At 59.2% G+C, this 22,288-nt stretch carries 16 protein-coding genes and 1 tRNA gene; 1 reads left to right on the forward strand and 16 read right to left on the reverse strand.

The window, feature by feature from the left end; genetic code table 11:
* Nucleotides 1-146: 146 nt before the first annotated feature.
* Entirely contained in the window at nt 147-431 is a 285-nt protein-coding gene (rpoZ, locus tag BBOU_RS06155; RefSeq protein WP_015450687.1) for a DNA-directed RNA polymerase subunit omega, read from the reverse strand.
* 235 nt (nt 432-666) lie between these two features.
* Here rpoZ and ilvD point away from each other — a divergent pair, with 235 nt between their 5' ends.
* Nucleotides 667-2,529 carry a dihydroxy-acid dehydratase gene (gene ilvD, locus BBOU_RS06160; protein WP_015450688.1) on the forward strand — a complete coding sequence of 621 codons (1,863 nt, stop codon included), beginning with the start codon at nt 667-669 and terminating at the stop codon, nt 2,527-2,529.
* A gap of 308 nt (nt 2,530-2,837) precedes the next feature.
* Here ilvD and gmk read toward each other — a convergent pair whose 3' ends face one another.
* The 15 genes from gmk to BBOU_RS06235 all read right to left on the reverse strand — a co-directional run bounded on the left by gmk (nt 2,838) and on the right by BBOU_RS06235 (nt 22,275).
* The gene (gmk, locus tag BBOU_RS09445; protein ID WP_026502202.1) at nt 2,838-3,458 is read right to left on the reverse strand and encodes a guanylate kinase; all 621 of its coding nucleotides are present in this window, start codon (nt 3,456-3,458) and stop codon (nt 2,838-2,840) included.
* Between the two features lie 96 nt (nt 3,459-3,554).
* The gene (pyrF, locus tag BBOU_RS09450) at nt 3,555-4,478 is read right to left on the reverse strand and encodes an orotidine-5'-phosphate decarboxylase (RefSeq protein WP_026502203.1); all 924 of its coding nucleotides are present in this window, start codon (nt 4,476-4,478) and stop codon (nt 3,555-3,557) included.
* On the reverse strand, nt 4,475-7,861 hold the full coding sequence (carB, locus tag BBOU_RS06175; RefSeq protein ID WP_026502204.1) for a carbamoyl-phosphate synthase large subunit: 3,387 nt from the start codon (nt 7,859-7,861) through the stop codon (nt 4,475-4,477). The genes pyrF and carB overlap by 4 nt, the downstream gene beginning before the upstream one ends.
* Nucleotides 7,854-9,074, reverse strand: coding sequence for a glutamine-hydrolyzing carbamoyl-phosphate synthase small subunit (gene carA, locus BBOU_RS06180; RefSeq protein WP_026502205.1), 1,221 nt, complete (start codon nt 9,072-9,074; stop codon nt 7,854-7,856). The genes carB and carA overlap by 8 nt, the downstream gene beginning before the upstream one ends.
* 78 nt (nt 9,075-9,152) lie before the next feature.
* On the reverse strand, nt 9,153-9,767 hold the full coding sequence (gene nusB / locus BBOU_RS06185) for a transcription antitermination factor NusB (protein ID WP_026502206.1): 615 nt from the start codon (nt 9,765-9,767) through the stop codon (nt 9,153-9,155).
* 20 nt (nt 9,768-9,787) lie between these two features.
* Entirely contained in the window at nt 9,788-10,351 is a 564-nt protein-coding gene (gene efp, locus BBOU_RS06190; RefSeq protein WP_015450694.1) for an elongation factor P, read from the reverse strand.
* Between the two features lie 172 nt (nt 10,352-10,523).
* Complete coding sequence (locus tag BBOU_RS06195) at nt 10,524-11,531, reverse strand: alpha-hydroxy acid oxidase (protein ID WP_238552103.1); 1,008 nt, start codon at nt 11,529-11,531, stop codon at nt 10,524-10,526.
* Nucleotides 11,532-11,870: 339 nt separating this feature from the next.
* Entirely contained in the window at nt 11,871-13,070 is a 1,200-nt protein-coding gene (gene tuf / locus BBOU_RS06200; protein ID WP_015450696.1) for an elongation factor Tu, read from the reverse strand.
* Nucleotides 13,071-13,241: 171 nt separating this feature from the next.
* Nucleotides 13,242-15,371 (reverse strand): elongation factor G, encoded by a 2,130-nt coding sequence (gene fusA / locus BBOU_RS06205; RefSeq protein WP_026502207.1) that lies wholly within the window; start codon nt 15,369-15,371, stop codon nt 13,242-13,244.
* Nucleotides 15,372-15,404: 33 nt separating this feature from the next.
* Nucleotides 15,405-15,875: a 30S ribosomal protein S7 gene (gene rpsG, locus BBOU_RS06210; RefSeq protein ID WP_015450699.1), complete on the reverse strand. Its 471-nt coding sequence runs from the start codon at nt 15,873-15,875 to the stop codon at nt 15,405-15,407.
* 5 nt (nt 15,876-15,880) lie between these two features.
* A complete protein-coding gene (rpsL, locus tag BBOU_RS06215) occupies nt 15,881-16,252 on the reverse strand; it encodes a 30S ribosomal protein S12 (protein ID WP_004269067.1) in 372 nt (123 codons plus the stop codon).
* Between the two features lie 1,758 nt (nt 16,253-18,010).
* A tRNA-His gene (locus BBOU_RS06220) sits at nt 18,011-18,086 on the reverse strand.
* Nucleotides 18,087-18,379: 293 nt separating this feature from the next.
* The gene (locus tag BBOU_RS06225) at nt 18,380-19,756 is read right to left on the reverse strand and encodes an aspartate aminotransferase family protein (protein ID WP_026502208.1); all 1,377 of its coding nucleotides are present in this window, start codon (nt 19,754-19,756) and stop codon (nt 18,380-18,382) included.
* Between the two features lie 298 nt (nt 19,757-20,054).
* A complete protein-coding gene (locus BBOU_RS06230) occupies nt 20,055-21,236 on the reverse strand; it encodes an ABC transporter substrate-binding protein (protein WP_051616574.1) in 1,182 nt (393 codons plus the stop codon).
* A 52-nt stretch (nt 21,237-21,288) separates the two neighbouring features.
* The gene (locus BBOU_RS06235; RefSeq protein ID WP_238552105.1) at nt 21,289-22,275 is read right to left on the reverse strand and encodes an ABC transporter permease; all 987 of its coding nucleotides are present in this window, start codon (nt 22,273-22,275) and stop codon (nt 21,289-21,291) included.
* Nucleotides 22,276-22,288: the final 13 nt, after the last annotated feature.

The following is a 22,288-nucleotide window of genomic DNA, read 5'->3' on the forward strand; positions in this document are numbered from 1 at the left end:
CGCCCTACGACGGCGACGGAAACCGAGGCAGGTATCACAACACAATATGCAACTGGTTAGTAAGAATAATGCCCCCGGCCGAATTCCACCATACCTATATGGCAGGCGAATCCGGCATCAGGGGCATATGTCGACGTGGCGAGCGATCAGTTGCCTTCGCTCAAATCGTCTTCACCCAGCGTCTCCTCCAACAGACCGCTGTTGATTTCGCGGAAAGCGATAGACAGCGGCTTCTCCTGGTTTTCGTATTCAACCAGCGGGCCGACATTCTGCAGAAGACCCTCATTGAGCTGTGTGAAATACGAATTGATCTGACGGGCGCGCTTCGCGGCGAAAATCGCCAGCGCGTACTTGGAATCAGCGTGCTGCATCAGGTCGTCGATAGGCGGATCCGCGAGTCCCTGCGGATGCGGCTCAGTGCCAAGTGCCATAGGTGTCAATCTCCCATCATGCGCATGGCCACACCCATTGCGGGCGTGGTACTTCAAAATCATTAGTATAATCTGAGGCCACGATATCCCGATCCCGCCTCACACTCGGCATCAGACGCCACGTTGCACGCTCCACCTCACGAGACGATGCCGGGCGAAGCTCTACTCTCTCAGCGTAATTTCATTATTCGACCCTTGACAGTCGCCTGTCCCACCAAACCACTTGAATGGAACCATGGCAGAAATGAGATCCGCAAAATTGATGAACGGGCGAGTGTTCGCGGGCGCTCGTGCTCTGTACCGCGCCGCTGGCGTCGATGGCAAGGACTTCGGCAAGCCGATTGTGGCCATCGCCAATTCCTTCGATGAATTCGTCCCCGGCCATGTCCATCTGAACAAGGTCGGCCGGCTGGTGTCCGAAGCCGTGAAGAAGGCCGGCGGCATCCCCCGCGAGTTCAACACCATCGCCGTCGACGACGGCATCGCCATGGGACACACCGGCATGCTGTATTCGCTGCCAAGCCGTGACATCATCGCCGACGCCGTTGAATATTCCGTCAACGCGCATTGCGCCGACGCCCTGATCTGCATCTCCAACTGCGACAAGATCACCCCAGGCATGCTGATGGCCGCGCTGCGGCTGAACATTCCGACAATCTTCGTCTCCGGCGGCCCGATGGAAGCCGGCACCACGGTGCTCTCCGACGGCACGGTCAAAGAGCACACCGACCTCATCGACGTGATGTACGCGACAGCAGACGACAACTGCTCCGACGAGGACCTGCTCGCCTATGAGAAGACTGTCTGCCCCACATGCGGCTCCTGCGCCGGCATGTTCACCGCCAACTCGATGAACTGCCTGACCGAGGCGATCGGCCTGGCCCTGCCGGGCAACGGCACCACGCTCGCCTCCCACGTCTACCGCAAGAAGCTCTTCGAGCGCGCCGGCGAGATGATTGTCAAGCTCGCCCACCGCTATTACGACGAGGACGACGACTCCGTGCTGCCGCGTTCCATCGCCACCAAGCACGCCTTCGAAAACGCCATGACCATGGATGTGGCCATGGGCGGCTCCACGAACACCGTGCTGCACATCCTCGCCGCAGCGCAAAGCGCCGACGTCGATTTCACGCTTGACGACATCGAGCGCATCTCCCACACCGTGCCCTGCATCTGCAAGGCCGCGCCTTCCGGCGAATGGGAGATTTCGGACGTGCACCGCGCAGGCGGCATCTGCGGCATCCTGGGCGAGCTCGACCGTGCAGGCAAACTGCATCGCGACACCCATTCCGTCGATTACCCCGACCTCGAGTCCAAACTCAACGACTGGGACATCATGCGCGACACCTGCAAGCCTGAAGCCAAGCAGCTGTTCCATGCGGCCCCCGGTCACATCGTCTCCCCCGAACCGTGGACGCATGAGACCCTGTTCGATACGCTCGACACCGACCGCGTGCATGGCGCCATCCACGACATCAACCACCCGGAAATCGCAGAAGGCGGTCTTGCCGTGCTGCGCGGCAACCTGGCCCCTGACGGCTGTGTTGTCAAAACGGCGGGCGTGCCCGAAAGCATCTGGAAGTTCCACGGTCCGGCACTGGTGGTGGAATCCCAAGAAGAAGCCATCAAGGTCATCCTCAACGACACGCTGAAGCCCGGCCAAGCGCTGGTCATCCGTTACGAAGGCCCGAAGGGCGGCCCGGGTATGCAGGAGATGCTGTACCCGACATCCTTCGTCAAAGGCAAGGGCATCGGCAAGGATGTCGCATTGATCACCGACGGCCGCTACTCCGGTGGTTCCTCCGGTCTCGCCATCGGCCATGTGGCTCCTGAAGCCGCGAACAAGGGCCCGATCGCACTGATCAAGAACGGCGACATGATCGATATCGATATCCCGAACCGTTCGATCAATGTCGAACTGACCGACGAGCAGCTCGCGCAGCGTCGTGCCGAACTCGAGGCGGGCGACGGATACGTCGCTCATCGCGACCGTCACGTCAGCCAGGCGCTGAAGGCATACGCAGCCTTCGCCCGCTCCGCGGATAAGGGCGCCACCCGCGATCCTGACCTGATCAACAAGCTCAGCGGCCTGAAGTGATGGTCGGCTGAAGCGCCAAACGCCTCTTGAGACGTGTGTGGGCCCTGCAGTGATTGCTGCAGGGCCCACACGTTTTCCCGGACGGCGTCCGGCGCAACGGTATGTACATCCGAGCAGGACGTACCCGGGAACACGCCCGACGATGTCATCGCTTCACTCGCAGCGATGGCATTCCCCATTCCCACGCATGTCGTCATCATATGCAAAACCGGGGATGCTGATGTCAACGCTCAGCATCACCGGTCACCAAGTGCAGGGGACACCCCCACCGCGCACATTCCACCAGCCTTGTGACGCGTGCGGAAGCGTCAATCCGCGTCGATGCCATACTCCTGCGCGATGACCTGCCACAGATCATCCGCCGCCTGCTCGACCGTATTGTTGACGATGGTCACATCGAACTCCGGCTCCGCGGCAAGCTCGACTTTGGCGGTCTCGAGCCGTTTCTTGCGCTGTTCTTCGGTCTCCGTGCCGCGTCCGACCAGACGCCGCACCAACTCGTCATAACTGGGTGGGGCGATGAAGACATAGACGACCTCAAGCCCCATGGCGGCAGCTTGCTGTTTGACACGACGAGCGCCCTGCAAATCGATTTCGAGAATGGTGGGGATCTTCGCCGCAAGATGATCCAACACCGGCTGGAGCGGCGTGCCATAATGCGCCATGCCGTGGACGACCGCCGTTTCAAGGAACTCGCCTGCCTGCTCTTTGCGCAGGAATTCAGACTCGCTCATGAACCAATAATTCACGCCATTGACTTCACCGGGACGCGGGTCACGGGTGGTCGCCGATACGGACACCCAGACTTCAGGATGTTTGGCAAGGAGGGCTGCCTCCACCGTTCCTTTGCCGACCGCCGTCGGGCCGGTCAGCACGATAAGACGTCCGCCTGTGCTCGATGCTGAGCTGTTGTGACCCGCGATTGTCATCCCTATGCCGCCTTTCTCCTGGTGTGTATTCCGTCCCGTCCACCGCATAACCGTCTGTGTGCGGCAGATTCTCAATCGATGCCGTGGATTGGGTATTCACGCGTCGGCATCGACTTCAAACGTCGCATCCATCAGCGCCTGTCGAATGTCAAGGGCGATGGATTCCGTCGCCGCGCTCAGACTGGAAATATCAGGGCCGTTTTTCGCGATGAATCGCGATACGGTCACGAGCACGTTACCTTTCGTACCTTTGAACACGGTTCGTAAATCGTGCGCTTCCGCACCTTGCCACCCGTATCCTGGAGACAGGATCGGACCGGTGAACTGTGCGGGATCGATACCGCTTTCATCAATCCACTGGCCGATGGTCGCGCCGATGATCAAACCGACCGATCCCATGCCAGCGGACTTGTCATTGAACTTCTGAGCGGTACTGGCGATACCGTAGGCAACGGTTTTGCCTTGATACTCGCCCTTCTGACGGATGGCGGTCTGCAAACTCGCCCCTTCGGGATTCGAAGTCAGCGAAGCCACGAACACGCCACGCCCGTTGTCAAGCGCTTCATCAATCAATCCGCTCAGTGAACGCGCCCCATAGTATGGCAGCAGGGTGATTGCGTCAGCGAGCAATGGAGCCCCCGGTTTGAAATACGCGTCGGCCAGCGCGGAAATGGTGGTCGGCAGCCCTCCGTGCAGGCAATCCACGATGGTGATGATGCCCATCTGCCTCGCAGCGAACAGTACGCGTTCCAGCGCGGCGATGCCTTTCGAACCGTAGCGTTCGAACATGGATGATTGGAATTTGACGGCAGCGGCGCGTCCATTCGCGGCTTGCAGCATGCGCATGGAGAACATTTCCGCGCCGCTGGCGTCAACATTGTAGCCCCAGTCGGTCAAAAGTTTGCGATGAGGATCGATGCCTATGCATAGTGGACCGTAATTGTCCATGGAAATGCGTAGACGCAGACCGAAGTCCGACCGCATCGCGGCGATTTCATTTGGGCTGGGGCTGGTACTCATTGGTTGTCACGCTTCTCGATGGCGAACAGTTGCTGGGCATGCTCCTGGATGCTCATCACCTGATAGTCGTTCTTCTTGACAGCCTCGATAGCCATGAGCACTGCCGAGAACTCCGTCATGGTGGTGAACTGGGGCAGGTCCGCCGCAATGGCAGCGGCGCGAATCGAATAGCCGTCAGCTCGTGAGCCGCGGGAATTCGGCGTGTTCAGCACCATATCGATGGTGCCGTCTTCGATGAGTTCGACAACATTCTTGCCGACACTGCCCGGGGCGTGGACGACATGGGTTTGCGCGTTGCCGTCCCCGTCGAGACGGGTGGACAGTTTGTCAACGATCTTGGATTCGATGCCGTACCGGCGCAACACGGATGCCGTGCCTTCGGTCGCCCAGATCTTGAAGCCGAGTTCGACCAGACGGCTGGCGAACAGGGGCAGCTGACGCTTGTCCATATCGTTGACCGAGATGAACACGTTACCGCCGGTGGGCAGGCCGCCGTCGTACGCCGCAAGCTGGCTCTTGGCGAACGCGTGCGGGAAGTCACGGTCGAAGCCCATGACTTCACCGGTCGAACGCATTTCCGGACCGAGCAGAATGTCAACCGTGCGGCCTACAGGTGTGCGGAACCGCTTGAACGGCAGGACGGATTCCTTGACCGCCACCTGCTGTCCGGGATGAATGTCACCACCGTCACCCTTCGGCAGCAGCAGCCCGTTGGCACGCTGTTGGGCGATGGTTTCGCCAACCATGATGCGGGCCGCAGCCTTGGCGAGGGACACACCCGTAGCTTTGGACGCGAACGGGACGGTACGCGAGGCGCGTGGGTTCGCTTCGATAACGTACAGCGTGTTGGCCATGAACGCGTACTGCACGTTGATCAGGCCGCGCACACCGCAGCCCTTGGCGATGGCATACGTGCCTTCACGCAGGCGACGGATCTGATCATCGCTCAGCGTGCTCGGCGGCAGAGTGCATGCCGCGTCACCTGAATGCACACCGGCCTCCTCGATATGCTCCATGATGCCGCCGATATACAGTTCTTCGCCGTCGAACAAAGCGTCCACGTCGATTTCAATGGCGTCTTGCAGGAACTTATCGATGAGCAGCGGGGAGGGAAGACGCCCAGAGACGACCATGTCGGCTTTCGCCTCGTTGAGCGCTCGGCTGACATACTTCTCCAGCTGGTCGTCGTCGTACACGATTTCCATGCCGCGACCGCCGAGCACATAGCTCGGACGGACCAGCACCGGGTAGCCGATGTTGTGCGCGGCTTCACGTGCCTCGTCCAAACTCAGGGCGGTTCCATAGCGCGGCGCGTTCATATGCTCCTTGCGCAACACTTCACCGAACAGCTCACGGTTTTCAGCCAGATCGATGGATTCCGGCGATGTACCCAGAATCGGGACGCCCGCAGCCTTGAGTCGCGCCGCCAAGGACAGCGGGGTCTGGCCGCCGAGCTGGACGATCACACCCTTGACCGGCCCCATCTTCTTCTCGGCCTCGTAGATCTCGAGCACATCTTCGAAGGTCAGCGGCTCGAAATACAGCCGGTCGGACATGTCGTAATCGGTGGACACGGTTTCCGGGTTGCAGTTGACCATGATGGTGTCATAGTCTTTGCCCAGCTCCTGGACAGCATGCACGCAAGTGTAATCGAACTCAATGCCCTGACCGATGCGGTTCGGACCAGAGCCGAGAATGATCACGGCTTCACGATCGCGTGTACGCAGTTCGGACTCATCGGCGTAGCAGGAGTAATAGTACGGTGTCGCCGCATCGAATTCCGCGGCGCACGTGTCCACAGTCTTGTACACCGGACGGATACCGTAGCTCCAACGCAATTCGCGGATGGTGTTCTCACCTTCATCCCCAAGCCCGCGCAGATGCGCGATCTGCACGTCGGAGAAACCGGTCTGCTTCGCCTTGCGCAGCATGCGTGCGGACAAGGTTTCGGCATGCTTGATGTCCATGGCGGTGCGGTTGATCAGGGCGAACTGTTCAAGGAACCACGGGTCGATCTTGGTGGCCTCATACAGCTGCTCGACACTGGCTCCGCCCCACAGCGCCCGCATAATCTGCAGGTAGCGCTGTTCGGTCGGAATCTTCGCTTGCTCGAGCAGCTGCTCGACCTCCTGGCTGTCAGGCTTGTCGCCATCCCAGTTGAAGCCGGTGTGGCGCTTGTCGATGGAACGCATCGCCTTGCCAAGGGACTCTTGGAAGTTGCCGCCCAAAGCCATGGCTTCACCCACGGATTTCATGGACGTGGTCAGCGTGGTATCGGCACCCGGGAACTTCTCGAACGCGAAACGCGGCACCTTGGTGACCACGTAGTCGATAGTCGGTTCAAAAGAGGCCGGCGTAGACTTCGTGATATCGTTCTGGATTTCGTCAAGCGTATACCCCAGGGCAAGCTTCGTGGCGATTTTAGCGATCGGGAAGCCCGTGGCTTTCGACGCGAGCGCGGAAGAACGGGAGACACGCGGATTCATTTCGATGACGATGATGCGGCCAGTCTTGGGGTGGATGGCGAACTGGATGTTGCAGCCGCCCGTGTCAACGCCCACACCACGGATGATGGCGATACCGATGTCACGCAGCTTCTGGTATTCACGGTCGGTGAGCGTGAAGGATGGCGCCACAGTGATGGAATCGCCGGTGTGCACGCCGACCGGATCGACATTCTCGATCGGGCAGACGACCACCACGTTGTCTTTCCGGTCGCGCATCAGTTCGAGCTCGAATTCCTTCCAGCCTTCGATGCCTTCCTCGAGCAGCACCTCGTCGGTCGGGGAATAATGCAGACCGGCACCGGCGATACGGTGCAGCTCTTCCTCGTTATGGGCGATGCCTGAGCCCAAACCGCCCATGGTGAAGGACGGTCGGACAACAATCGGGTATCCGAGTTCGGCGACGATATCATCGACTTCCTTCATGGAATGGGCGATGGCGGAGCGAGCCGATTCAGCGCCGCAACTGTCGACGACTTTCTTGAACAGTTCACGATCCTCACCACGGTCGATGGCTTCGAGGGACGCACCGATAAGCTCGACATGGTACTTGTCGAGGATTCCCGCCTCACCGAGCGCGACAGCCGCGTTCAACGCGGTCTGGCCGCCGAGGGTCGGCAGCAGTGCGTCAGGACGTTCCTTGGCAATGATCTTCTCGAGAATCGGAGTGGCGATCGGCTCGATATACGTGGCATCCGCCATCTCCGGATCGGTCATGATGGTCGCCGGGTTGGAGTTGACGAGGATGACGCGAATACCTTCTTCGCGCAGCACGCGGCACGCCTGAGTGCCGGAGTAGTCGAATTCGGCGGCCTGCCCGATGACGATCGGGCCGGAGCCGATAACCATGACGGATTTGATATCGGTGCGCTTAGGCATGGGCGTTTTCCTCCTTGGCGGAACGCATGAGCTCAACAAAACGGTCGAAGAGGTAGGCGGCATCATGCGGGCCGGCCGCGGCCTCGGGATGGTACTGCACCGAGAACGCCGGAATGTCCACGCATTGCAGGCCTTCAACAACGTTATCGTTCAAATCGACGTGGGAGACGAACACCTTGCCGTACTTGCCGTTGTCGAATGGCGCATCCACGCGCTCGCCGATCGGCGCATCAACCGCAAAACCATGGTTGTGCGCGGTGATTTCGACTTTGCCTGTCGTCACATCCTTGACCGGCTGGTTCACGCCGCGATGACCGAACTTGAGTTTGTATGTGCCGAATCCGAGCGCCCTGCCGAGCAGCTGGTTGCCGAAGCATATGCCGAAGAACGGGTAGCCCGCGTCCAACACTTGACGGAGCAGATTGACTTCGGGGTCGGCTTGTTCCGGATCGCCCGGACCGTTGGAGAAGAACACGCCATCAGGATTGAGCGCCTTGAGCTGCTCAAACGTGATGGTTGACGGCACGACATGCACGCGGCAGCCGCGCTCGGCCATACGATGTGGTGTCATGCCTTTGATACCCAGATCAACGGCGGCGACGGTGAACAGTGGTTCTTTGCCCTCATACTCCCCGCACGGCTCAATCGTGTAGGTATGTTCGGTGCTGACCTCGTCGTACAGGCTCATGCCTTTCATCTGCGGGATCCCACGCACTTCGTCAAGCATTGACGACACGGTGCGTGTTTTACCCGTCCCGGTATCAACCAGGCCTTCGCCTGAGAAGATGCCAGCGCGCATGACACCCGCGGAACGCAAATGGCGTACCAACTTGCGGGTGTCGATGTGGCTGATGCCGACGATACCGTTGTCGGACAAATCGTCGTCAAGACTGCCTGTTGCGCGCCAGTTGCTCACGTTCGGACTGGGGTCGCGCACGACGTATCCGGCGACCCAGATACGGGAGGATTCCGGGTCCTCCTTGTTGATTCCGGTGTTTCCGATATGCGGGAACGTCTGTACCACAATCTGGCGATCGTAGCTGGGGTCTGTCAACGTCTCCTGATATCCGGTCATGCCGGTTGTGAAGACGATTTCCCCGTGGGTCGTACCGATTGCGCCGTAAGGCTCACCGACATACACTTGCCCGTCTTCAAGGACAAGGACTGCGTCTTCAAGTGAGAAATCCACGGCTTCGGAATCGTTCTGGTTCACCAAAACCCCCTTATTCTATGGGTATTCGTACCAAGGATACCGGCCGGCTGGGACTCTCACACCGGCCGATGTCCGATGTCAGTTCGTCGTGTGCTGGTCTTGTGGCGATTCTTGCTGCGAATCGACCGGTCCGTCCGGCCGATCGGGAACTTCCGGAACGCCATCCCCGGAAGTATCGTCAGCCCCGTCCGATTCGGCAGGCGGATCGCCGGCTTGGTCTGTCGATGCCGCCAATGCTTGTGCCTGCTCATTTTCACGCTGCTTGGCGAGTTCGGCTTGATGGGCCAAATGCTCATCCTTGACGGAGCAGATAGCGCTGAGCAGACCGTGGATGAAGGATGTCGAGCTTTCATCGCTCAACGTTTTGGCAAGACTGATAGCCTCGTCGATGGCGACTTTGTCCGGCACGTCGTCGTTGTACAGGATCTCCCATGCGGCGATGCGCAGTACGTTGCGATCGACCACTGCCATACGTTTGACTTTCCAGCCGGTGGAATGTTCGTCGAGCAGATGGTCGATTTCACCGCGATGCTCGGCGACGCCACGGACAATGTCGATAGCGTAATCAGGAAGCGGCGTCTGGGTGCCCGGATTGGCGATGCGCTCAGCAAGAAGGGACAGGATATCCTGTCCCTTCTCGTCCGCTTCGTACAACGTGTTCAGAGCCCTCTTGCGGGCGGTGGAACGTGCCATGAAGCCTCAAATCCTCGCTCTCAGTTCTCACGACCGAGGTAGGAGCCGTCGCGCGTGTCGACCTTGACCTTCTCGCCTTCGTTGATGAACAGCGGAACCTGGATCTCTGCACCGGTCTCGACGGTCGCAGGCTTGGTGCCAGCGTTGGAGCGGTTGCCCTGCAGGCCCGGCTCGGTGTGCGTGATGGTCAGAATGACGGAAGCCGGCAGTTCGACGCTCAGCGGGGTGCCGTCATGGAAGCTCACGATGCAGTCGGTACCTTCGAGCAGATACTTGCTCTGCTCACCGATGAGTTCCTTCGGAATCATGATCTGATCGTACGTGGTCATATCCATGAACACGTAATTGTCGCCGTCCTCGTAGGAATACTGGAGGGTGCGGTTGTCTACGGTCTCGAATTCCATCTTCATGCCGGCGTTGAAGGTCTTGTCAACGATCTTGCCCGACAGGACGTTCTTGATGGTGGTGCGCACGAAAGCGGGTCCCTTGCCCGGCTTGACGTGCTGGAACTTAATGACCTGCCACAGCTGGCCGTCGAGATTCAGAACAGAGCCGTTCTTGATGTCATTGGTAGTTTGTGCCACGTGTATTCACCTATTCTTCAGTTACTTGAGGCAATACAAAAAATGCCTTGCCTATTATGCCACAACGAGTTGACCGGGAAACCGGCGCGATTCATCTTGCTGACTGGTTGGCGCCGTGTCCTGCCACAAGTATCGTCATGGGAGCTGACGCGTGTCTTGTGTCGGTTGTGTTTTAGAAGGCGGACGGGCCTTGCCCTGCGACGAGGAAGGATTCGTCGATATCCGCGATTCGGGACACGCCAGCCGAGTTCATGGTGTGAGCGAGTTCATCGGTGATGCGCTCAATCATGTTCGCAATGCCGTCTTCTCCCCCAGCGGCCGCCGCCCACTGAATCGGCCGTCCCAAACCGACCGCATTCGCGCCAAGCGCCAAGGCGCGGAACACATCGCCGCCGGTGCGGATGCCTGTGTCGGCGAAAATCTCAACATCAGGTCCGAGTGCGCGGCGGATACGCGGCAGAGCGTATGCCACTGGCACGACGCCGTCAACCTGGCGTCGCCCGTGATTGGACACCATCACGCCGGCTGCGCCTGCGTTCATGGCGGTCACGGCATCCTCGGGTCGCATCACGCCTTTGACATATACGGGAAGTCCCGAAATCTCCTTGAGCCACTGGATGTCCTTCGGCGTGATGGATGTCGCGAGGTTGAGCGTCCAATCGGTCATATGCATCTTCGGGAAATTGCCGCTGGCTCCTTCCCATGTGCCGTCGATGCCGTTACGGAATCCGAAGTCGCGACGATATCCCGGACAGTCCAGTGTCAGCATCAGCGCTTTGGCGCCGGATGCCACGGACCGTTCCACGAAACCTTCCGACACCTTACGATTGTCGAACAAGTAGACCTGCTGCCACCAATCGCCTTGCGCCTCAGCTGCGAAATGCTCTACGGGCTCTGACGCATTGGTCGGGTAGACGATGAACGTGCCGGCACGATGCATGCCGTTTTGTGACGTGATTTCACCATTCTTGCTGGCAAGACGATGGTATGCGGTCGGGGCGCCGAACACCGGGGTGGCGATGGTGCGTCCGCCTACCGTGACAGATGTGTCGATGTCGGCGACGTTATGGAACATTCTCGGCAGGATGCCGTATCGGCGCCATGCCAACGTATCAATATCATGCTGACCGCCGTCGATGTCGGCGTTGCCGTCTTCGTATTGCAGGCCGGCTGCGGTCATATGTGCCGTTGCTTGTGCGTGTATGGCGTTCCAATCCATGTCGTTGTCCTCTCCGGTTGATTCGTTATGCCGACGGTGCGGAATCCTGCCGTCTTCTATGGTTGTGTAATGGGAACCTTAGATGCTGGGGATGAAGTGTCGGCGGGACGTTCCGGGATACGGCCGGCATGCGTTATCGCTGTTTTCGATAGCGGGTATTCGAGGCGTTGATGCGCTTGAAAGATGGAATGGTGACCAGCACAAGCAGACATGGACATGGTAATGAGAAACGCCCCCGAGGATAACCTCAGGGGCGTTCACGCTAGGTTAGCGTATCAGGAAGTACCTGCGATGCGCAGACTACTCGATGATCTTGGTCACACGACCGGAGCCGACGGTGTGGCCGCCTTCGCGGACTGCGAAGGTGAGGCCCTCTTCCATGGCGACCGGCTGGATCAGCTCGACCGTGAAGGTCGCGTGATCGCCAGGCTGGACCATCTCAACGCCTTCCGGCAGAGTGATCACGCCGGTGACGTCGGTGGTGCGGAAGTAGAACTGCGGACGGTAGTTCGAGAAGAACGGCGAGTGACGGCCGCCTTCGTCCTTGGTCAGGACGTAGACTTCGCCTTCGAACTTGTGGTGCGGGGTCACGGTGCCCGGAGCAGCCACGACCTGGCCACGCTCGACCTGGTCACGGTTGATGCCACGGAGCAGCAGACCGGTGTTGTCGCCAGCCTCGGCCTCGTCCATCTGCTTGTGGAAGGTCTCGATGGAGGTGACGGTGGTCGCCTGGGTGTCGCGAAGACCGACGATCTCCACGTTGGAGTTCACCGGGAGCTTACCGCGCTCAACACGACCGGTCACCACGGTGCCACGGCCGGAGATGGTGAAGACATCTTCGATCGGCATCAGGAACGGCTTGTCGAGATCGTGGACCGGGGTCGGGATGTACTCGTCGACGGCATCCATAAGATCCTTGATGGTCTGGACCCACTTCTCGTGATCCGGAGCGTCGTCGTGCAGGGCGCCGTACGCGGAGGTACGGATGACCGGGCAGTCACGGTCGAAGCCGTTCTCGTCGAGGAGGTCGCGGACCTCTTCTTCGACGAGGTCGATCAGCTCTTCGTCGTCAACCATATCGCACTTGTTCAGAGCGACCAGGATGCGCGGCACGCCGACCTGACGAGCGAGCAGCACGTGCTCGCGGGTCTGAGCCATCGGGCCGTCGGTGGCGGCCACAACGAGGATGGCGCCATCCATCTGAGCAGCGCCGGTGATCATGTTCTTCACGAAGTCGGCGTGGCCAGGGCAGTCCACGTGAGCGTAGTGGCGCTTCGCGGTCTGGTACTCGATGTGGGCGATGTTGATGGTGATACCACGCTGCTTCTCTTCAGGAGCGGCGTCGATCTGGTCGAAGTCATATTCCGGGTTGAGATCCGGATACTCCTCGTGCAGCACCTTGGAGATGGCGGCGGTCAGGGTCGTCTTGCCGTGATCGACGTGGCCGATGGTGCCGATGTTAACGTGCGGCTTAGTACGCTCGTACTTTTCCTTTGCCATGTGTGTCCTCCTGGACGTCTCGTAGTTTGCCAGCGCGATCTTCGCGCTAAGCACTCGCTACATATTTACTGGGTTTCTGGGTTGTGTGCCACATCAGAGCCCGAACCCAGTCAACGCTAGTCTATTCTAGCGCTGACTGGGGACAGGGCAAGTCCAATGTGGCTCAGTGTGTCACTCGCCGCGCTGGGCCTTGATGATCTCGTCGGAGACGGCCTTCGGGACCTCTGCGTACGAGTCCATCTGCATGGTGAACATGGCGCGACCCTGCGTCTTGGAGCGCAGATCGCCGATGTAACCGAACATCTCGGACAGCGGGACCTTCGCGTCGATGACCTTGACACCGGTGGCGTCGGTCATCGACTGGATGGAGCCGCGGCGGGAGTTCAGGTCGCCCATCACGTCGCCCATGTACTCTTCCGGCGTACGGACTTCCACGGCCATGATCGGCTCGAGGATGACCGGCTTGGCCTTCGGAGCGGCTTCCTTGAAGCACATGGAGCCTGCGATCTTGAACGCCATTTCCGAGGAATCGACATCGTGGGTCTGGCCATCGGTGACGGTCGCCTTGACGCCGACCACCGGGAAGCCGGCGAGTACGCCGGACTGCATGGCTTCCTGAACACCAGCATCGATTGCCGGGATGAACTCCTTGGTGATGTGGCCGCCGGTGACCTCGTTGACGAACTCGTAGGTCTTGCCGGAAGCCGGATCGATCGGCTCGAAGTTCATGAGCACCTTTGCGAACTGGCCGGAACCACCAGTCTGCTTCTTGTGCGTGTACTCCTGGTTCATGACGGCCTTGCGGATGGTCTCGCGATACGCGACCTGCGGCTTGCCGACATTCGCCTCGACCTTGAACTCGCGACGCATACGGTCGACGATGATGTCGAGCTGAAGCTCACCCATGCCGGAGATCAGCGTCTGGCCGGATTCTTCGTCGGTCTTGACGCGGAAGGTCGGATCCTCGTCGGAGAGCTTCGCCAGAGCGATGCTCATCTTCTCCTGATCAGCCTTGGTCTTCGGCTCCACAGCAACCTCGATCACCGGATCGGGGAAGGTCATGGAGGTCAGGGAGATCGGGTTCTTCTCATCGCACAGCGTATCGCCGGTCGTCACGTTCTTGAGGCCCACGAAGGTGTAGATGTTGCCGGCTTCTGCAGCGTCAACCGGGTTCTCCTTGTCGGCGTGCATCTGGAAGATCTTGCCGACGCGTTCCTTCTTGCCCTTGGTGGAGTCGAGCACAGTATCGCCGGGCTTGACGGAACCGGAGTAGACGCGAACGAACACGAGCTTGCCGTAGAACGGGTGGGTCGAGATCTTGAAGACCAGCGCGGAGAACGGATCTTCCATCGTCGGCTTGCGGTCGATTTCCACGGACTCGTCACCAGGCTTGAAGCCCTTGATGGCCGGGATGTCCTCAGGGCTCGGCAGGTAGTCGACGACTGCATCGAGCATCGGCTGCACGCCCTTGTCCTTGAACGCGGAGCCGCAGGTCACCGGGAACGCCTCACGGGCGATGGTGAGCTTGCGGATCGCGGTACGGATCTCATCTTCGGACATTTCACCGGATTCGAGGTACTTCTCAAGCAGGTCCTCGTCGGTTTCTGCGCACGCGTCGAGCAGCTCGGCGCGGTACTGTTCCGCCTTGTCCTTGAGGTCATCCGGGATGTCGACGGTGTCGTAGTGGGCACCGAGATCGTCCTTGACGTCGTTCCAGACGTATGCCTTCATACGGACCAGGTCGACGACGCCGGCGAAGTCATTCTCAGCACCGATCGGCAGCTGGATGACGAGCGGCTTGACGCCGAGCTTGTCCTTGATGGTCTGCACGGAGTAGTAGAAATCTGCGCCGAGCTTATCCATCTTGTTGATGAAGCAGATACGCGGAACCGAGTACTTGTCAGCCTGACGCCACACGGTTTCGGACTGCGGTTCCACGCCTTCCTTGCCGTCGAAGACGGCGATGGCGCCATCGAGCACGCGCAGGGAGCGCTCCACCTCAGCGGTGAAGTCCACGTGGCCAGGGGTGTCGATGATGTTGATCTGGAACTCATCGTCCACGTCGTGGGTCTGGCGATGCCAGAAGCAGGTGGTTGCAGCGGACTGAATGGTGATGCCGCGTTCCTGCTCCTGAGCCATGAAGTCCATCGTCGAAGCGCCATCGTGCGTCTCACCGATCTTGTAGTTCTTGCCGGTGTAGTACAGGATGCGTTCGGTGGTGGTAGTCTTACCGGCATCGATGTGAGCCATGATGCCGATGTTGCGGACCTTATGCAGGTCGGAAAGCACGTCCAGTGCCATAAGTGTTCCTTAGCTCTTGTTCTCTTCAGTCAATTACCAGCGGTAATGAGCGAACGCCTTGTTGGCTTCCGCCATCTTGTGGGTGTCCTCGCGACGCTTCACTGAAGCACCGAGACCGTTGGACGCGTCGAGAATTTCGTTGGCGAGGCGCTCGGCCATGGTCTTCTCGCGACGAGCGCGGGAGAAGTCGGTCAGCCAGCGCAGCGACAGCGTGTTCGCACGTGCGGGCTTCACCTCGACCGGGACCTGGTAGGTCGCGCCGCCGACACGGCGGGAACGGACCTCGAGGCTCGGGCGAATGTTGTCGAGAGCGCGCTTGAGCACAGCCACCGGCTCCTGATCGGTCTTCTCCTTGACCATATCAAGAGCGGAATACACGATGTCCTCAGCGATCGACTTCTTGCCGTCGAGCAGGATCTTGTTGATGAGCTGCGCCACAACGGTCGAACCGTAGATCGGATCGGGCAGCACCTGATGCTTCTTAGCGGGTCCTTTACGTGACATATCTCTTACTTCGCCTTCTTTGCTCCGTACAGGGAACGACCCTGCTTGCGGTCCTTGACGCCCTGGGTATCAAGCGCACCACGCACGATGTGGTAACGCACGCCCGGCAGATCCTTCACACGGCCGCCGCGCACGAGCACGATGGAGTGCTCCTGCAGGTTGTGGCCTTCGCCGGGGATGTAAGCGGTGACTTCGATGCCCGAGCTCAGACGCACACGAGCGACCTTACGCAGAGCCGAATTCGGCTTCTTCGGGGTGGTGGTATACACACGGGTGCACACGCCACGGCGCAGCGGGCTTCCCTTCAGGGCCAAAGTCTTGGACTTCTTCGGCTTGGCCTTACGTCCCTTGCGGACAAGTTGTTCAATCGTAGGCAACTTCAGTTCTCCGATTCATTGATACTGTTGTTCAGGTGAAGCCGCCGCGCTGCAGCCCCATGCATCCGTTGATCGGAGACAAGAAACAGCCACAGTCCACCGGCCCGATGGCCCGTCTTCCTCCTGCCGCCACGTTACCGCGCGCAATCTAGCGGATTCCGGGATATCCCAGCGCCCACGCCTGTTACATAAGGCATGCCGCTGGCACACACGAATTTCTACTATATCATTCGCCGCTACTCGACACGCCAATATGACGAACGTCAACGGTACCGGCGCAAAACGAGGGTGGCCCCGGCGGACTGTAATCAACACCGCCGGGGCCACCCGAGTGGAAGGAGGAATCGTCATGCTCAACGCCGCGCCACCCTGCGCGGCAACCTAAACCTTGTGCCATCTTCCAGCACAACATATCGAGCGTGCCCTGCACGCCTGTTACGCCAGCTGGCTTCAGCGGCCCGGCTTACCATTGCCGTACTTCTGTGCCGCACATGACCATTTCCTTAACCTGCATTCAATTATCGAAGGCGTTGCACCCGGCCCTCGCGAGCCTGTGCCTCGTTGGATCCCGCCGACTGCTCGACTGAATCCAACTCCGGCCTTCACTCCTAATTATACCCGATTCCCCCGGTCTGGGCAGAAACGAAACACCGGGGGTTTCTTTGCAATCAGTGCATGTCAGCCACAGCCACTTACTCTGTGCAAAGCCTTGTACGACAAGGGATTGAGCAATCCGAGAGCATTGATCACAGCCGGGCGGAACCGCACAGAACGCATTCACTGCGGGAATCCGACCGCAATGTCCGCAATATCCACCTGGCTTGCGCTCCCCCGATTCCGAATTTCTCCATGACGATGCAGAAATCTCCGAGATATTCAGAACAATGCCTCAACATCTCACCTTTCAAGCGCGATTGTGCGATTTTTTGGGATTCCACCCCCGCCTCCAATCCCGGCCAGACTCAGCAAATCGTCGATATTCCGCGGTTTTCGATGGTAACTCGAAGCCACCGGAAGGAATAAGAATCTCAATATCTCGCGAAAATCGCCTCGGACGAGGGTTTTCGCGAGATTATTCTAGACAACTCTCCGATTGAGGCCACATCAGCGAGAGATTAAGATTCCAGACTTTGTCCGGGCGCACCGGTGTCGCCGGCACGAATCCCGAGCAACCTCCGCGAACCCACCTTCCGCCAGCAACCGTGGTTGCCTTGCTTCCGCAGACACCAGCAGCAGGGTACGCACGGCACGTGCTGGATCCCATCGCCGCTTGACGCGCAACTCGGTCAATCCCCCTCACAGACTGGTTACACTGACGGCGGCCCCGGCGCAACCAGTGGCGTATAGGAACCAAAGTTATTGCTTATTATCCCGACAGGATTGTGGCCGTAGGCGTGTCGGGGCATTGGGCTTGCATCCCATGTCTTCGCCGACCGCAGGGTTACAATCGCGCGTATGCCGGGACACGCACTGTGCGACGGAAGCAAGCGCTAGGCAGCCTGATATGTCCATAACGCGGCGCCGCGTATGCCCAGACATACGCGAGCTGGCGGATGTCAGGCGATCGTGGGGTTCCCCTGAGCCTTCCATACGGTTGTGTATGTCGCCACATACGCAACCAGACGGAACATCTCAAGCAATGACTTTGGTTCCTATATGCGCAACCAGTTTGCAAAAGGGACGACGACACGACGCGCGCTGTCGCATCGCGGGCACAAGGCCGGAAGAACAACAAACCCCGGGCGAACCCGGGGTTGATGGGGTGGATAACGCGGCTCGAACGCGCGACCTTCTGAACCACAATCAGATGCTCTACCGGCTGAGCTATATCCACCATGTGGTGTGGAATCCGAGAAACTCTCGGTTTCGCACAACAGTGAAAGACTATACACGATATCAAGGACGACCGCTTCTCGGCGAGTCGTTTTTTCGGCAGACACTCCCCCGCAATGCCATATCGGCATCATCAAGCCGGTCCGCCCCTGCACCGTCACGTGTGGAACGACCGTGGCCGAACAGCACCGCATACGCAGTGTCATTCGACCACGGTCGCGAATAGGCGCCCTGAGTCGACAGAGAGGAGCGAGCGTGTTGGAACAGTCGGCTCCGGGCAGGTTTCAGGTGTGATCACTCAGCGGTCACGTCGTGGGCCATCTCGGCGAAAGCGTTGATGTACGCGTCGCATGCGGCGTCGTCATGAGCCACCGACAGCGTCCACTCTTCCTCACGGCCCGGCGTCATGAACACGCCGCGGTTGGCTGCATACAGCCAGCACAGCTGGTTGAGGTCGGTGCGCTGGCCTTGCTTGAAGGTCACGTAGTCGATGATCTTGTGCGGGGAGAAGGTAACGCAGCCCTTGGCGCCGAAACCGATGGAATATCCCGGGAAGTCATACTTCTTGATGACTTCGGTGCAGCCTTCCATCAGCCGGTTGTTCAGATGATCGAACAGCTTGTAAGCTTCCGGGGTGAGCACCTTCTCAAGATTGGCGCGAGCGGCCGCCACGCACAACGGGTTGCCGGAGTAGGTGCCGACCTGGTAGACCTCGCCGGATTCAACGACGCTCATCACCTCGTCGGTGCCACCGATGGCGCCCATCGGCAGGCCGCCGGAAATCGCCTTGGCCATCGTGACCATGTCCGGAGTCACGCCGAACAGCTTGGTTGCGCCGCCAGGCCCGATGGTCAAACCGGTCTTGACCTCATCGAAGATGAGCACGATACCGTGGCGCTTGGTGATTTCGCGCACCTTCTCGAGATAGCCCGGTTCCGGCGGCACGATGGACATGTTCATCAGACAGGCTTCCATGATGAGGCAGGCGGGAGCCTCGTCATCGGTTTCCATCTCACGGATGCGGGCTTCGAGCGCGTCGGCGTCGTTGAACGGGACCGGCACGGTCAGCGGAATCAGGGACTTCGGGATACCGGCGCCGTACGGGATCTTCTTCAAGTGGTTCTTGTCGCCGATGTTCTCGTAATCACCGACGATGGAGATCATCACCGCATCATGATGGCCGTGGTAGGAACCGAAGATCTTCATGATATGGTCGCGGTGCGTGTAGGCGCGGGCGATGCGGATTGCGTCCATCGTCGCTTCGGAACCGGAGTTGGTGAAACGCCACTTCGGCAGGCCGAAGCGCTGGGTCAGTTCGTCAGCGACGACGAAATCATCTTCATCAGGAAGCGCGAAATGTGTACCCTTCGGGAAGCGTTCGGCAATGGCTTTGCCGATCTCCGGATTGCCGTGGCCCTGCACCATGGCGCCGTAGCCGTTGTGGAAATCGTAGTATTCGTTGCCGTCCACATCCCACAGCTTGGAGCCGCTGCCGTGATCGACGTAAATCGGCCACGGGTCGCGCAGCTGGTAGGAGGATGCGACGCCGTTGCACAGATGCTTGCGGGCTTCGTTGTACATCTCGCGGGACTTGCCAAGCTTGGCATTGAGCTTCTCACCTTCCTTGGCGGTGAGTTCCTTGATTCTGCTTTCACTGATGCTGGCCGTCATGCTGAATCCTTTCCTGCGGTAGACCGATGATGCGTTTTTCGTTGTGTTCCATCATCCTGACTACGAATTTCGTACATCTCTAGATAAAACCCTCATTATTTCGTTGCGATTACTGATTCTGTGTGAGTTTTTCCGGTCGTAACATAATGTCAATATTGCCGTTCGCTTTCATAAAACCGCACTGCCGGAAGGCCGCGATTCCAAGGAAAACCTCCGTGGAATACAACGACGGGCCATCCGGCGCAAACCGGATGGCCCGTTACGTTACGCGGCGCGGAATACCCACACCGCAGCCGCATTACTGCTTGAAGTTCTCGAACAGCTGCGTGTAGTTGTCGTTGATGGCGTTCGAACAGGCTTTCTCCGCTACCGCGTGCTTCAGCTCCTGCGCGCTGGGCACAATGGTGTTGGATGAGCGCATTTCGGTTGGCAACAGCGCATCGCCGCCCTTGAGCACGGATCCGGCGCCCGCCGATTCATCAATCGCCTCCTTGTTCTTCGGATCGAGCATGTAGTTGATGAAGGTTTTCGCCTGGTCGATGTTCTGCGCGCCCGCAGCAATCGCCATATTATCCACGAACTGGGTGGCGCCGTCAGACGGGTAGACGAACTCGAGGTCCTTATTCGACTGCTGCGCCTGGTAGGCGTCATAGCTCCAGATCATGCCGACCACCTGTTCACCGGAAGCGAGGCGGTCCGCCACGCCTTCCGAACTGACAACCCCGACTTTCGAACGATAGGACTGCAGCAAATCGTTCGCGTTCTGGTAGGCGTGCGCATCGGTGGTGCACTGCTCGGAGCCGACGGCACGCAACGCGGCGTTGGTCACTTCGATGGAATCGTTGAGTAGCTGCGACTTGCCATACTTGGATGACAGCGCGAAGAATTCCTTCCAGCTGGTCGGCGCCGCGGACTTGGGCACCTTCTTGGTGTTGACCATGAAACCGGTGTATCCGACAACATACGGTGCTGAATACTGGAGCTTCGGATCGTAATACGGCTTGGAGAATTCTTTGGCGACATTCTTGCCGTTGGGCAGTTTCGACACGTCGAATTTGACGAGCATATGCTCCTTGATCAGCTGGTAGACCATATAATCGCTCGGCATGACGATGTCATACCCCGACCCGCCGGTGGACTGCAATTTGGCTTCCAGTGCCTCATTGCTTTCGAAGGTATCCACCGTAAGTTTGATGCCAGTGTCCTTTTCGAATTTCTTGATCACGTCATCGGGCATGTAGCCGGCCCACGTGTAGACGTGCAGTTCGCCGCCATGCGCCGCATGGTACGCGCCGTCGGCCACGACATCCGTCGTGCGGGCGGAATCCGAAATGCCTCCGGAGCATGCCGCGCTGGACAGTAGGCCGGCGACCGCGAGTACCATGCACGCCGTGCGACGCAATACTTTGCCGACAGTGCGACGCCCGAAAGCAACGGATGGGGATGAGTGGGAGGATGCGAAAGCTGGTGAAGTGTGCATTTCAGCCCCTTTCTTTGACATGCCGGCGGAGCGACGCGGCCCCGCCCGGTGTTCAGTCGTCTTTGCGGTTGGTCAGGACCGAGGAGACGACGGTCACGATGACAGCGAGCAGCAGCAACAACGTGGCGACCACGTTGATACTCGGGTTCACGCCCTTGCGGATGAGCGAGAAGATGTAAATCGGCAAGGTCGTTGTGCCGGCGGACGTCAGGAAGTTCGAAATCATGAAGTCGTCCATCGAAATCACGAATGCCATCAACGCGCCGGAAACGATGGCCGGCGTCAGCAGCGGCAGGGTGACGCGACGAACCGTGACCAGCGGGGATGCCCCCAAGTCGACAGCCGCTTCGAAGCAGGACGTGTCAATAGTCTGCAACCGTGCCCGCAACGGCATGACAACGAACGGAACGCAGAACGTCGTGTGGGCGAGAATCAGCGGCAGCATGCCCGGTTTCAGTCCAATCATGCGGATGAAGCCCATGGTGGCGACGCCAAGCACAACCTCGGGGATAATCAGCGAAGCATTGATCAGCCAACTGGCAACAGCCGAGCCTGCATGCGACATCTGATCGGCGGCAAGCACGAACATCACGCCGATGACCGTGGACAATACCATGGCGATAACCGCGATTTCAAGGGACGTCAGCGTAGCCGAAATAATCGCCGGATCATGGAACACCTTGCCGTACCACGAGAAGGAGAACCCTTTCCACAGCAACGCTTGACGGCCACCGTTGAAGGAGAACCCTACAACCATGAGCATCGGCAGATACAGGAACAGGATGACCAGCACGCTGATGAACGCGACGCCCGGGAAAGTTTTGAGCCGGTTACGTCCCGAACGTCTGGTGCTCAGCGCACGGTCAGGCTGTTTGTCTTCAAGCCATTGCGGCATTTGCACTGCGGCGTTTCCACCACGCTCATCAATAGTGCGTTCGACGATTGCGCCGAATTCCGTGGCCGTGCCGTAATCCATGTGGATGATTTGCGGTTCGCTTGCCTCGCTGGAACTTGTCACATTGTCTTGCTTGTCACTCATCGTCATTCACCTC

Source organism: Bifidobacterium boum (genome assembly GCF_000741535.1).
Lineage (GTDB): Bacteria > Actinomycetota > Actinomycetes > Actinomycetales > Bifidobacteriaceae > Bifidobacterium > Bifidobacterium boum.